The sequence below is a fragment of the Pseudomonas parafulva genome, assembly GCF_000800255.1.
GTDB lineage: Bacteria > Pseudomonadota > Gammaproteobacteria > Pseudomonadales > Pseudomonadaceae > Aquipseudomonas > Aquipseudomonas boreofloridensis.
In genome coordinates this window covers 2,889,518-2,902,445 of sequence record NZ_CP009747.1, presented here as the reverse complement: position 1 = coordinate 2,902,445, position 12,928 = coordinate 2,889,518, and the positions used below count along the sequence as shown (strand labels likewise).

The 12,928-nt window shown below is 60.6% G+C and carries 13 protein-coding genes and 1 tRNA gene; 8 read left to right on the top strand and 6 right to left on the bottom strand.

The annotated features are described in order from the left end of the window. The first annotated feature begins 12 nt into the window (after positions 1 to 12). The 8 genes from tolR to NJ69_RS12390 all read left to right on the top strand — a co-directional run bounded on the left by tolR (position 13) and on the right by NJ69_RS12390 (position 5,839). On the top strand, positions 13 to 465 hold the full coding sequence (gene tolR, locus NJ69_RS12425; protein WP_029611894.1) for a protein TolR: 453 nt from the start codon (positions 13 to 15) through the stop codon (positions 463 to 465). Further along, on the top strand, positions 462 to 1,532 hold the full coding sequence (gene tolA, locus NJ69_RS12420; protein WP_029611893.1) for a cell envelope integrity protein TolA: 1,071 nt from the start codon (positions 462 to 464) through the stop codon (positions 1,530 to 1,532). The genes tolR and tolA overlap by 4 nt, the downstream gene beginning before the upstream one ends. Positions 1,533 to 1,579: 47 nt before the next feature. Continuing rightward, positions 1,580 to 2,830, top strand: coding sequence for a Tol-Pal system beta propeller repeat protein TolB (tolB, locus tag NJ69_RS12415; RefSeq protein WP_240327016.1), 1,251 nt, complete (start codon positions 1,580 to 1,582; stop codon positions 2,828 to 2,830). A 53-nt stretch (positions 2,831 to 2,883) separates the two neighbouring features. Next, the gene (gene pal, locus NJ69_RS12410) at positions 2,884 to 3,384 is read left to right on the top strand and encodes a peptidoglycan-associated lipoprotein Pal (RefSeq protein ID WP_029611891.1); all 501 of its coding nucleotides are present in this window, start codon (positions 2,884 to 2,886) and stop codon (positions 3,382 to 3,384) included. A 6-nt stretch (positions 3,385 to 3,390) separates the two neighbouring features. Then, the gene (ybgF, locus tag NJ69_RS12405) at positions 3,391 to 4,203 is read left to right on the top strand and encodes a tol-pal system protein YbgF (protein ID WP_039579477.1); all 813 of its coding nucleotides are present in this window, start codon (positions 3,391 to 3,393) and stop codon (positions 4,201 to 4,203) included. A gap of 160 nt (positions 4,204 to 4,363) precedes the next feature. After that, positions 4,364 to 5,011: a 7-carboxy-7-deazaguanine synthase QueE gene (queE, locus tag NJ69_RS12400; RefSeq protein WP_029611889.1), complete on the top strand. Its 648-nt coding sequence runs from the start codon at positions 4,364 to 4,366 to the stop codon at positions 5,009 to 5,011. A gap of 17 nt (positions 5,012 to 5,028) precedes the next feature. Continuing rightward, entirely contained in the window at positions 5,029 to 5,703 is a 675-nt protein-coding gene (gene queC / locus NJ69_RS12395) for a 7-cyano-7-deazaguanine synthase QueC (protein WP_029611888.1), read from the top strand. A gap of 60 nt (positions 5,704 to 5,763) precedes the next feature. Further along, a tRNA-Lys gene (locus NJ69_RS12390) sits at positions 5,764 to 5,839 on the top strand. A 140-nt stretch (positions 5,840 to 5,979) separates the two neighbouring features. On the opposite strand, the gene NJ69_RS12385 is transcribed toward NJ69_RS12390, so the two are convergent. The 6 genes from NJ69_RS12385 to katB all read right to left on the bottom strand — a co-directional run bounded on the left by NJ69_RS12385 (position 5,980) and on the right by katB (position 12,818). After that, positions 5,980 to 7,272 carry a hypothetical protein gene (locus NJ69_RS12385; protein ID WP_432416638.1) on the bottom strand — a complete coding sequence of 431 codons (1,293 nt, stop codon included), beginning with the start codon at positions 7,270 to 7,272 and terminating at the stop codon, positions 5,980 to 5,982. Between the two features lie 45 nt (positions 7,273 to 7,317). Further along, complete coding sequence (locus NJ69_RS12380) at positions 7,318 to 7,902, bottom strand: cytochrome b (RefSeq protein ID WP_039579471.1); 585 nt, start codon at positions 7,900 to 7,902, stop codon at positions 7,318 to 7,320. Between the two features lie 37 nt (positions 7,903 to 7,939). Continuing rightward, positions 7,940 to 8,539 (bottom strand): TetR/AcrR family transcriptional regulator, encoded by a 600-nt coding sequence (locus NJ69_RS12375; protein WP_029611885.1) that lies wholly within the window; start codon positions 8,537 to 8,539, stop codon positions 7,940 to 7,942. 98 nt (positions 8,540 to 8,637) lie between these two features. After that, a complete protein-coding gene (locus NJ69_RS12370; protein WP_039579470.1) occupies positions 8,638 to 10,536 on the bottom strand; it encodes an acyltransferase family protein in 1,899 nt (632 codons plus the stop codon). A gap of 142 nt (positions 10,537 to 10,678) precedes the next feature. Beyond that, complete coding sequence (locus NJ69_RS12365; RefSeq protein ID WP_039579468.1) at positions 10,679 to 11,215, bottom strand: ankyrin repeat domain-containing protein; 537 nt, start codon at positions 11,213 to 11,215, stop codon at positions 10,679 to 10,681. Positions 11,216 to 11,276: 61 nt separating this feature from the next. Continuing rightward, positions 11,277 to 12,818 (bottom strand): catalase KatB, encoded by a 1,542-nt coding sequence (gene katB, locus NJ69_RS12360; RefSeq protein ID WP_039579465.1) that lies wholly within the window; start codon positions 12,816 to 12,818, stop codon positions 11,277 to 11,279. Positions 12,819 to 12,928: the final 110 nt, after the last annotated feature.

Sequence of the window (12,928 nt, the reverse complement as noted above, 5' to 3'; positions counted from 1 at the left end):
AGGTAGACATCCATGGCCCGAGTTCGCCACAAACGCAAGCCGGTCGCCGAGATGAACGTGGTGCCCTACATCGACGTGATGCTGGTGCTGCTGGTCATCTTCATGGTGACTGCACCCATGCTCAACCAGGGCGTGAAGGTCGACCTGCCCAAGGTTTCCAGCGAAGCCTTGCCGCAGGACAACAACGTCCAGATCCTCACCATCTCGATCAAGGCCGACAAGACCTACTACTGGAACCTGGGCAGCGAAGTCGATACCGACAAGCAGATGGCCAAGGCCATGACACTGCCAGAGATGACCGGCGCGGTGACCAAGATCATCGCTGCTGGTCGTGACCAGGGCAAGCAGACCCAGGTGTTCATTCGCGGTGACAAGGCCGTCGACTACGGCGCAGTGATGGGCGCCATGGGCGGTTTGCAGAAGGCCGGTGTCGGTAACGTTGGCCTGATTACCGAGGCGCCCTGATGCAACAGCGAGAGCCATCCGCCTCGGAAAGCTACTTCTGGCCCAGCGTCTGGGCCATCGGCCTGCATGTCCTGGTCTTCGCCCTGCTGTTCGTCAGCTTTGCCATGACGCCTGAGCTGCCGCCGTCCAAACCGATCGTCCAGGCTACGCTCTATCAGCTCAAGTCCAAGAGTCAGGCAACCACCCAGACCAATCAGAAGATTGCCGGGGAGGCGAAGAAAACCGCCTCGCGCCAGACTGAAGTCGAGCAGATGGAGCAGAAGAAGGTCGAGCAGGAAGCGGTGAAGGCGGCGGAACAAAAGAAAGCCGACGCTGCTCAAAAGGCCGAAGAAGCTCGTGAGGCCGCTGAGGCCAAGAAAGCCGAAGAAGCTGCCAAGGCCGCCGACGCGAAAAAAGCCGCCGAGCAGAAGAAGGCAGAAGAGGCCAAGAAACAGCAGGCCGACATCGCCAAGAAGAAGGCCGAGGACGAAGCCAAGAAGCAGGCTGAGGAAGAGGCCAAGAAAGCGGCTGCCGAAGAGGCCAAAAAGAAAGCCGCTGAAGACGCCAAGAAAAAAGCGGCCGAGGACGCCAAGAAGAAAGCGGCGGCAGCCGAGGACGCGAAAAAGAAAGCAGCCGAGGAGGCCAAGAAAAAGGCCGCTGCGGATGCGCAGAAGAAAAAGGCCCAGGAAGCGGCTCGCAAGGCGGCTGAGGACAAGAAGGCGCAGGCGCTGGCCGAATTGTTGTCCGACACCACCGAGCGACAGCAGGCGCTGGCCGACGAGCAGGGCGACCAAGTGGCGGGTGATTTCGATGACCTGATCCGTATGCGCGCTGCCGAGGGTTGGGCAAGGCCGCCTTCGGCTCGCAAAGGCATGACGGTCGTGCTGCAGATCAACATGCTCCCGGACGGCACCATCACCAACGTGAGTGTGGCCAAGTCCAGTGGCGACGGGCCGTTCGACAGCTCGGCGGTAGCGGCGGTGAAGAACATCGGCCGATTGACTGAAATGCAGGGCTTGAAGCCGAACGAATTCAATCCGTATCGTTCGTTCAAGATGACATTTACACCTGAGGATCTTGCGTTGTGATTAAACGTCTGAGAGGACTGCTGGTCGTGCTCTGCTGCGTGGCAGGCATGGCGGTGGCAGAGGAAAAAAACATCCTGGTCACCAGCGGTAGCGACCGGGCAACGCCTATCGCAGTGGTGCCATTCGGCCTGCAAGGCGGCAGCGTGCTGCCCGAGGACATGGCCGACATCATTGGCAACGACCTGCGTAACTCGGGTTACTACGCGCCTATTCCACGGCAGAACATGATCAGCCAGCCGACCCAGGCCAGCGAAGTCATCTTCCGTGACTGGAAGGCGCTGGGCGCGCAGTATGTGATGGTCGGCAACGTGGTGCCCTCGGGCGGTCGCCTGCAGGTGAGCTACGCGCTGTTCAACGTCGCCACCGAGCAGCAGGTGCTGACCGGCAGCGTCGGCGGCAGCGTCGATCAGTTGCGTGACATGGCGCACTACATCGCCGACCAGTCGTTCGAGAAACTCACCGGTATCAAGGGCGCGTTCTCCACACGCATGCTCTACGTGACCGCCGAGCGCTTCTCGACCAACAACACCCGCTACACCCTGCAGCGGTCCGACTATGACGGTGCGCGTGCGGTGACCTTGCTGCAGTCTCGCGAACCGATCCTGTCGCCACGTTTCGCACCCGATGGCAAGCGCATCGCCTATGTCTCGTTCGAGCAGCGACGTCCGCGCATCTTCGTGCAGAACATCGACACCGGTCGTCGTGAGCAGATCACCAACTTCGAAGGCCTCAACGGTGCGCCGGCCTGGTCGCCGGATGGCAATCGCCTGGCGTTCGTGCTGTCCAAGGACGGTAATCCCGACATCTACGTGATGAACATGGGTTCGCGTCAGATCAGCCGCGTCACTGCTGGCCCGGGCATCAACACCGAGCCGTTCTGGGGTAAAGATGGCAACACCCTTTACTTCACCTCCGACCGTGGCGGCAAGCCGCAGATCTACAAAACGTCGGTCAGTGGTGGTGGTGCCGAACGTGTGACCTTCGTCGGTAATTACAACGCCAACCCGAAACTCTCGGCAGATGAAAAAACGCTGGTGATGATCCATCGTCAGGACGGTTTCACCAACTTCAAGGTGGCGGCACAGGACTTGCAGCGCGGAAGTGTAAAGATTCTCTCCGAAACCAGTCTTGATGAGTCTCCCACTGTTGCACCCAACGGCACCATGCTAATCTACGCCACCCGCCAGCAGGGCCGGGGAGTCTTGATGCTCGTGTCGCTTAACGGCCGTGTGAGGCTCCCACTTCCTACCGCTCAAGGCGAAGTCAGAGAACCGTCCTGGTCCCCCTACCTGAACTGATTGCGGCGTAACAATATTGCTTAACACACTGGGGTTTCATTAGGAGTTTCACGATGGAAATGCTGAAGTTTGGTAAATTCGCTGCGCTGGCTCTGGCCATGGCTGTGGCCGTAGGTTGCTCCTCCAAGGGCGGTGACAATGCTGGCGAAGGCGCAGCAGTTGATCCTAACGCTGGCTACGGTGCAAACACCGGCGCTGTCGACGGTTCCCTGAGCGAAGAAGCCGCTCTGCGCGCTATCACCACCTTCTACTTCGAATACGACAGCTCGGACCTGAAGCCAGAAGCCATGCGCGCTCTGGACGTTCACGCCAAGGACCTGAAAGCCAACGGCAATCGCGTTGTTCTGGAAGGCAACACCGACGAGCGTGGTACCCGCGAGTACAACATGGCTCTGGGTGAGCGTCGTGCCAAGGCCGTTCAGCGCTACCTGGTTCTGCAGGGCGTTTCCCCTGCTCAGCTGGAACTGGTTTCCTACGGTGAAGAGCGTCCGGTTGCCACCGGCCACGACGAGCAGTCCTGGGCTCAGAACCGTCGCGTAGAACTGCGTAAGTAAGTTCTCATGCGTATGGGCCGCCGTGTAGTAACCGTCCTCGCCCTCAGCCTGCCGCTCTCGGCACTGGCTGCGGTTCCTGTAGTAGATGACAACGGGGGCAGCTATCCGCCCTCGGGTTATGGCACGAGCGGCGCCTATGCCGGCGCAGGGGCTTCGGCTCCTGCGTCCGCGCAGGGCCAGCTGTTCCTGCAGCTGCAACAGATGCAGGACCAGATCTCCCGCCAGCAAGGCATCATCGAAGAGCTGCAGAACGATGTGTCGCGCATGAAGCAGGAAAACCTGGAGCGTTACCAGGATCTGGACAAGCGCATCAACAGCGGTGCAGCCGCTGCACCCGCCGCAACACCCGATAATTCCTCCACCGGTGGTGCCTCCGGCGCCGCAGGTGCTGCTGCCGGTGCAAGCGCCGCGCAGCAACCGGCAGCCAATGCCGAGCCAGCCGATCCGGCGAAAGAAAAGCTGTTCTATGACGCCGCTTTCGATCTGATCAAGCAGAAAGACTTCGACAAGGCCAGCCAGGCTTTCGCGGCCTTCCTGCGCAAGTACCCCAATAGCCAGTACGCCGGAAACGCGCAGTATTGGCTGGGTGAGGTGAATCTGGCCAAAGGCGACTTACAAGGTGCCAGCCAGGCTTTCGCCAAGGTCAGTCAGCTGTACCCCAAGCACAGCAAGGTTCCTGACTCCCTGTACAAACTGGCTGACGTCGAGCGACGCCTGGGCCATACGGACAAGGTGAAGGGTATTCTGCAGCAGGTTATCAACCAGTATCCTGGAACCTCAGCCGCACAACTGGCACAGCGCGATCTGCAGAAGCTCTGAGCGTTACCGTTCGAAAGAAACCCGCGCCCGTCGCGGGTTTTTTCGTTAGACTCTGTGCCCTTTTTTCGTAAACACGCTGTCGCGGATAACGCTATGTCGAGTCCGTGACAGTGCCTGGCGGAGGCGGTCAGCCTGTATAGCTGTCACGCCCGTGGCGATCATGCAAGACACATTACGCATCACCGAAGTCTTTTACTCTTTGCAGGGTGAAACACGCACGGCTGGGTTGCCCACCGTATTCGTGCGTCTCACCGGCTGCCCATTGCGGTGTCAGTACTGCGACAGCGCCTACGCATTCAGTGGCGGCACCGTACGCACTCTGGACGATATCCTGGAGCAGGTTGCCGGCTATCGTCCGCGCTATGTCTGCGTGACCGGCGGCGAACCTTTGGCTCAGCCCAATGCCCTGCCTCTGCTCAAGCGCCTGTGCGATGCCGGTTTCGAAGTTTCGCTGGAAACCAGCGGAGCGCTGGATATCTCGCAGGTGGATACCCGTGTCAGCCGCGTGGTCGACCTCAAGACTCCAGGCTCGCAGGAGGCTCATCGCAATCTCTATGCGAACATCGATCACCTCACGGCCAACGATCAGGTCAAGTTCGTGATCTGCTCGCGCGAGGACTATGACTGGGCCGTATCCAAGTTGATCCAGTACAACCTCGACCAACGCGTCAGTGAGGTGCTCTTTTCTCCAAGCCATCACCAAGTGAGCGCGACCGATCTGGCCGACTGGATCATCGCAGACAACCTGCCGGTTCGTTTCCAACTGCAATTGCACAAGTTGCTGTGGAATGACGAACCTGGACGCTGATCAAGAGAGTAAACGACATGACTGATAAACGCGCAGTGATCCTGCTGTCGGGCGGGCTGGACTCGGCCACGGTGGTCGCGATGGCCAAGGCTGACGGCTACAGCTGTTACACCATGAGCTTCGATTACGGCCAGCGCCACCGAGCCGAGCTCAACGCAGCGGCGCGCGTCGCCCGCGACCAAGGGGTGGTCGAGCACAAGGTGATTGGCTTGAATCTCGATGGCATCGGCGGCTCGGCGCTCACCGACAGCAGTATCGATGTGCCCGAGGCGCCCACAGAAGGGATTCCGGTCACCTATGTGCCGGCGCGCAATACCGTCTTCCTCTCGCTGGCGTTGGGCTGGGCCGAAGTGTTGCAAGCGCGGGACATCTTCATTGGCGTCAATGCGGTGGACTATTCGGGTTACCCGGACTGTCGCCCCGAATTCGTCGAAGCGTTCGAGCGCATGGCCAATCTGGCTACCAAGGCTGGCGTTGAAGGGCAGGGATTCCGGATCCAGGCACCGCTGCAAAATTTGAGCAAGGCCCAGATCGTCCAGGCTGGTGTGGCGCGTGGTGTGGATTACAGCCTTACCGTGTCTTGCTATCAGGCTGACGACGACGGCCGCGCGTGCGGCAAGTGTGACAGTTGCCGCTTGCGTGCCGAGGGATTCAAGGCCGCAGGGGTCGCGGATCCGACACGTTATTTTTGAAAAAAATACGATGGGGTGTTGATTTCATGTGAGAAATCAGTAATATACGCGCCATCCAACGGGTCGTTAGCTCAGTTGGTAGAGCAGTTGGCTTTTAACCAATTGGTCGTAGGTTCGAATCCTACACGACCCACCATTTTCAAAGCGGTTGGTGAGAGGCAGCGGCAAGGCGCACACGTGCTCATGCCCATCTCGCAGCCGTTGAGATTCATACGAGGAGCCCGCCCATTGGCGGGCTTTTTCGTGTCCGGCTATCCGTATTTTCCTCGGAGCGCTTCAAAACGGCATGGCCACCACCAACTGGCTATAGAGGTTGGTACCGCTGCCGCCCACCTGATTGCCGCCGTCGTGCTCATCCTTGCGCGGCTGATACAGGCCCACCAGTGGGGTGACGATCAAGTGATCGTTGATCGCCCATTCGACATACAGGTCCAGTTCCCTGGCTGCGAGGTTTGGTCGGTCACGGGTGCGCAACGTATCGAACTCGAAGTACAGCGCGCCAACCGTCAGGTTACTCCTGGGCGTTGCCTTGAGCCCCAGATGATGCACGCCAGCATTGCTGTTGAAGGGACCGGCATAGTTTCCGGCGACTTCGCCTTGCAGCCAAGTGCCATAGCCGCTGGCCAGCCCGCTGAACAGCGAATCCCAGCCGGCTGAATAGCGGCTGTAGCGATAGGTGATCTGCGGCGTCCAAGGCAACTGGTCGAAGCCGTAGCCAGCCTGCAGATACCACGCCTGCTCAGCACCGCCGCGTGTGTTCTGGTGAGCGTATTCAAACCCGAAGTGGGCGTTGTCGATGCCCGCATTGCCGTCACCTCGGAGGCTGTACACGTCCATGTCCTTGCGAGCACTCTGTGAAACGCTGGCCCAGCGGTCGTCCACGTCGATGCCGTGAATCCAGGTCAGCCCCAGGGTGCCCAGTGCGTGGGTGTAGTCAAAGGTGCCGGCGGCCAATTCGGTATTGGCCTGAGCGCGATTGTCGGACTTCAGCCACAGCAGGCTGCCATGCAGGCCGTCATGACCGCCGATTCTGAGCCGAGCGGTGCGATCAAACGCGTGACGTGCCGCTAGGTAGTAAGCGCCACCACGGTTCAATGCCCCCTCGGCTGGGCCTTTGCCCAGGTTCGGACCGTCGTCGTTGATCAGAAAGCCGCTGCCCACGCGCAGGGTCTGGCGGCCTGCAGAGAAGTCGATGCCGTCCTTGCCCAGCGCAGGTAACAGGTCGCCCGAGCGCCAGCCCAGAAAAGCGTCCTCGATCTTGGTGGTGCGTTCGGACCCGTTCGTGTTCCCGGCAGCATCGCCATCACCCCAGGTGCCGGAGCTTACCCAGTTCAGGCTGCCATACAGCGCGCTCGTTGCGCCCAGGCGTTGGTCCGCGCTCAGGCCGTACTTGATGAACCCCTCACGCCATGTGGAACCGCCCGACGTGCCGTCGTAGTTCTTGCGACTGTTGAACGTGCCCCACACGGCCGTGATGTCAGCGTTCACGTGACGATCTTCGTCGGCGTACAACTCAAGCGCCTGCACAGGGTGATTGGCGAGCAACACGGCGATGGCCACCGGCAGCATGCGTTGTGATCGGTTCATCTCTATTCCTGGGCGCGTCGGGCGCTTTTAGGGTCTGAACTGGGGCAGCATGCGTTTGAGGACGTCATCGCGGCGTCCCCAATGGTGGAAGGCCGCAGCGGCGATGTGCAGCGCGACCACGACCCAGGCCACCCATTTACCGAGGAAATGGTGGATGACATCCAAGGGTGCTTCGAACGCTTCGTAGCTCAGATCGAAGGCCTTGCTGATCCAGGCGAACAGTGCCGTGCTGTCGAAGCCGGTCACGCTGAACAGGCCGAAGTCTGTGGGCGCCCCCGTGCCGAGATAGCCGGTCAGCGGCAGTACGATCATCAGGCTGTAAAGGCCGCAATGCGCCACGTGGGCAAGCCGATGCTCGAGTTTGGAGCCGGGTGGCTCATGGGGTTGGATTTCCAGTAGCCGCCAGAACAACCGCGGGAGTACGAGAAATCCGATCAGCAGGCCCAGCGCCCAATGGATGTTGAGGACCGGCAAGGATTCTTCGGACGTGTCGTCCATGAACCAGATCACGTAGTACACGACGATGTAGGCTGCGATGAAGGCCGCAGCGGTCGTCCAGTGGAAGAATTTGGCCAGCACGCCAAAGCCCGTTGCGGTGTTACGCCATTGCATCGTAGGTACCTCGTGAGTCGACAGGACCAGGCGGTCTTCAGTGGGCCTTGAGCCCAGTGAGCAGACGCTCCAGTTCCTGAAGGGCCTGGGTCAGGCGCGGCTGTTGATCATCCTCGACCTCGGCGATCCAGAAGGATGCCTCCGTGACGGCGCCATAGAGCATGCGCGCAGTGACCTCCGTATGCAGCGCAGCGACGGTGCCGTCAGCCACCAGCACATCCAGCGAGGCCCGTAACGCTGCAATGCCGACTGACTGCGCCGCCTGTGGAACATCGCCGAACACGGCACGCGCATCTTGCAGGATGATGCGGCGAATCTCCGGCTCCACCGACAACTCCAGGTAAGTGCAGCAGCGCCGGCGAAAGCTTTCCCAGGGGGTGGGCGCCGCGTCCGCAACGGCCTGCAAGCGCTCGGCGACCTCAGCCTCGATTTGCTCGATGACGGCCAGCAGGAGGCCTTCCTTGTTGCCGAAGTGGTGGTAGAGCGCGCCGCGGGTCAGCCCGGCTTCAGCAGTGAAGTCATCCATGGAGGTGTGGGCGAAACCCTTGGTGGCGAACGCCAGGCGCGCCGTTTCCAGCAGCTTGGCGCGGGTTTGCTCGATCATCGTGGCGCGAGTGCGCCGTGTCTGTGGCGGCATGGAGCGTGCCTCGGTCATTGACATACGCGACGTATGCTATTTTGCATGCGCTGCGTATGTCAATGCTGGCAATGGGGATTGGCGACAGCGTCGCGGCACTACGGCCTGTTCAAAAGCCCGCTGAACACTCGGCGTATTTGCTGATTGCCAGCATCCACCAAGTGATTGTCATCGAAATAAAGGGGCACGCCGTCCTTCGAGCCGAGGCATTCGCCGTCAGGGCACAGGTAAGGCACGGGGTCGAGGGCGATGACATTGCAGTGCGCCGTGGCTGTCTCGATAGCCTTGAGTGCCAGCCGATTACGCTCGAAGTAGTCCTCCAAGGGCGCCGAGATATCCGTGCTGTCGCCAAAGATGCGCTTGTGCAGGTTCAGGCCCTTGAACACGTTGAACGGCATTTCTGGAACCGGTTTGAGCACATACACCGGGCGCTGTTTGGCCAGGCTGCAGACGGTATCGGTGTAGGCCTGGATGAACGATCGTTCGTACGCCGGCGCTTTCTGATGTGTGTTCCCAGCGAAGTACAGGCTGTAGCCGCTGGGGCGGCGTTGGTCCGAGTACAGCCCGGCGCGACTGAACAGAAAGAGCGGCACGCCTGGGTAAGCCTGTTCAAGTTGAGAGAACTTGTCGGCATTGAAGCGTTTGCATTGATCTTCGACCTCTTTGTTGCCCATCTGGAAGTCGAGCAGGGTCGGACAGCCTGCACGCGCCCAGCCAAGCGCGGCACCTGGGTTTTCCAGCATCAATGCGGCAGCGGTGGACTGGGCGTGACTGTCGCCGAGGATGATGGCGTTGATCGTTCCTTCGCCCAGCACGCACTCATCGGCGCCGAAGGCGTTGCTGTTGCAGTGCTGGGTGTAGAGCACGCTTTTATAGTGCGGTTGCTCTTCGTCTTGCACCCAGCGCAGAGCAGGCTGGTGTTTGATGACCGAGCCTGTGATCACCGCGATCGCGGTGACCAGCACGGCGATGCCTGCGTACCTCAGCAATCCCAGTGCGGGACGGGTAAGTGTGCGGGTCCTGGCCTCGACGGCGTGATAGGACAGTGCGCCGAGCGCGAGCGTCAGCAGGATCGCACAACCGACGGCCGTCGTGCTGTCGAGCAGGCCGCAGGTGTAGAGCACTACCACCAGCGGCCAGTGCCACAGGTAAACGGAATAGGAAATCTTGCCGAGATACTGCAGAGGGGGCGTAACGGCGAAGGCGCTGTTGGCGTTGGCCTGGATAACCAATGCTGCGCCGATCACGGGCAGTAGCGCCATGTAACCCGGCCACGCCGTGTCTGCCGATAGCACAATCATCGACCCGGCAATGACGAGAAGCCCTGCACTTTCGCAGACGCTTTTGCCGCGGGGCGAAAGGCTCAGTGGAAACAGGAATACCAGGCCGCCGGCGATCATTTCCCAGGCCCGCGTGGGCAGAAAGAAGAATGAGGCCACGGGATGGCTGAAGCTGTAGACAGATGACAGGGCTAACGAACAGACGCCCAGCACCGCGACCAGCCACTTCAATGTGTGCATCGCGCAGCATTTGGCCAGCGCCATCAGAATCAGCGGGTAGAGCAGGTAGAACTGCCACTCCACCGATAATGACCAGGTATGCAGCAACCAGTTTTCATGCAAGGGCGCATCGAAGTAGCTGCCGTCCCGGGCGAAATAATGGTTTGAAGAGAACAGCAGACTTTCCTTGATGGTGCGCAGCAGTTCTCGATAGTCGTCGGTGGCGAGGAAGAAGTACCCGAGAAGGGTCAGCGTCAGACACAGCAGTGCCAGCGCGGGAATGATCCTTCGGGCTCTGGCCGCATAGAAGGCGATCAGGGAAAAGCGTTCGGCCTGCAATCCGCCGATGATCAAGCGGGTCATGAGGAAGCCGGAAATCACGAAGAACAGGTCGACCCCGATGAAGCCAGCGTCGAAACCGGGAATCTTGAAGTGATAAAGAACGACGAACACTACGGCCAGGGCGCGTAGCGAGCTGATGCTCTTGTAGAACGGCATGAGTGGGGAGTCCTGATCTGACCTGGGCCTTGAGGCCCCGCTTCCTTCGAGCTGACAGCCGATTTCACACCGGCGCGCGGCGCAGAGTAGCACATTGCCAAAGCCTGCCCGTGGAGGAAGGACGCTCGCTCGGCGCTACAGATCAGCGGCGCTGGCCGCCATTGAGCTCACCTCTGCTCAGGCTGTCCACACTGTTGCCCAGTGCGTCCTGGGTTTGAAGGTCAGCGCCGTGCTCGGTCAGTGCCTGCAGCAGATCCTGACGGTTGAACAAGGCGGCATACATGGCTGCGGTCTGGCCGGCGCCGTTGCGTTGGTCTGTGCTGCACGGCGCTTCGATCAGACGCCGAGCGATGCGGACTTCGCCCTTGAAGATCGCGCCCATCAATGCCGTGTTGCCGCGCGTATCCTGCGTGCACGGGTTGGCGCCGGCGTCTATCAGTTGCTCGACCGCCGCCAGGTGGCCATGGTAGGCGGCAAGAATCAGCGCGGTGTAGCCGGTGCTGTCCTGCACATCGAGGTCATAGTGCGCCTTGACGAACGCCTCGAGCATGGCCTGGTCGCCGCGCCGGGCAGCGTCCAGGAAATACTCGCGCAGTTGATCCTGTACCGGCGGCGGGTCGCCGGCTTGAGCGCACAGCGCGCACAGGGACAGGCACAGTGCAGTGGTCCATTTGAGCATGATGGGGCTCCTGCAAGCATTGGAGGCCAGCCCGGCCAATCGCCAGGGCTGGCGCCTGAGGTCAGTCCTTCAACTGCGCTGCCAGGTCGCGCACGCGCTGCACGTCGGCTTTGGCCACTTTGGCCAGGCCCGTGCCGTAGTCACTGTCGGCTTTGTAGAAGTAAGAGAGCATGATGTAGCGGCTTTGCTCATCGGTGATCGCCAAGGCCTCGCCGAGGCTCTGGATCAGGTCCTCACGGTCTTTCTTGCTGTAGGAGCGGAACAATTCACCGGTCTGCTTGAAGTTCTGCTCGCGCTGGATCTTCGCCTGCTGGGTGCTACCGTTCAGTGGCATCTGCACGGCGCGGGCGTTGGCTTGTTCGTCCCGGGGTTGCAGACGGCTGGGTTGGTAGTTGACGCCGCTCTGGGTGTGGCCGGCATTCATCGCACCGTCCTGGTTGACGGTATTGACGTCGCTACGCGGGCGGTTGACCGGCAGGCTCAGGCCGTTGGCGCCAATGCGGTACATCTGGGTATCGGCATAGGCGAACAGGCGCCCCTGCAGCAGACGGTCTTCGGAGGGCTCGATGCCAGGCACCAGGTTCGACGGCGCCATGGCCACCTGTTCGGTTTCCTGGAAGAAGTTTTCGACATTGCGGTTGAGCACCATCTGGCCCACCTTGCGCTCGGGCACGTCAGGCCAGATCTTGGTGGCGTCCAGCGGGTCGAAGTCGAACTTGGCCAGGTCCTCGGGCTTGAGTACCTGGATGTACAAGTCCCACTTGGGGTAGTTGCCCTTGCCGATCGCCGCCACCAGATCGTGGGTCATGTGGCTGTAGTCGCGGGCCTGGATTTCGGCCACCTGCCGTGGGTCGAGGTTCTTCTGGCCTTGCAGGCTCTTCCAATGGAACTTCACGTAATGCACGTCGCCCTTGGCGTTGACCAGTTTATAGGCGTGCACGCTGTTGCCATCCATCTCACGGTAGCTGGCCGGTGTGCCCTCATTGGAGTACAGCAGGGTCAGCGTACGCGTGGCCTCTGGTACGTGGGAGAAGAAGTCGAAGCGACGCGAGTCGTCGTCCAAGTTGGTGCGAGGATCGGGCTTGAAGGCGTGGACCATGTCGGGAAACTTGATCGCATCGCGAATAAAGAAGGTCGGGAAGTTGTTGCCGACCAAGTCCCAGTTGCCGTCAGCGGTATAGAACTTGGTGGCGAAACCGCGTGGATCGCGCAGCGTTTCCGGCGAGTGGTTGCCATGCACAACACTTGAGAAGCGCACGAATACCGGGGTGTGCTCACCTTGGCGGAAGACTTTCGCCGAGGTCAGGTCGCTGATGTCGGCGCTGGCCGTGAACTCGCCGTGGGCGCCAGTACCGCGGGCATGCACCACACGTTCTGGAATGCGCTCGCGGTCGAAGCGTTGCAGCTTTTGCAGCAGCTGTACGTCCTGCAGCAGTACCGGGCCATTGGCACCGGCGGTCTGTGAGTTCTGGTTGTCACCCACCGGCGCGCCGTTATCGCGGGTCAGCGGGGTGGCCTGGGCAGCGCTGCAGAACAGGCTGGCGCAGAAACTGGCTGTCAACAGCAGGCGGCTGGCGGGGTAGGGGGACGTCACGGGCTTCATGGCAGACACTCCTGAGGGTCATGGTCGTTGTTATGCAACGGCAACCTTAGGCAGCAGCGGTCAAGAAGCTAAATTGATTAAGCCAACCTTGGCGATAGTTTTTTTTCATG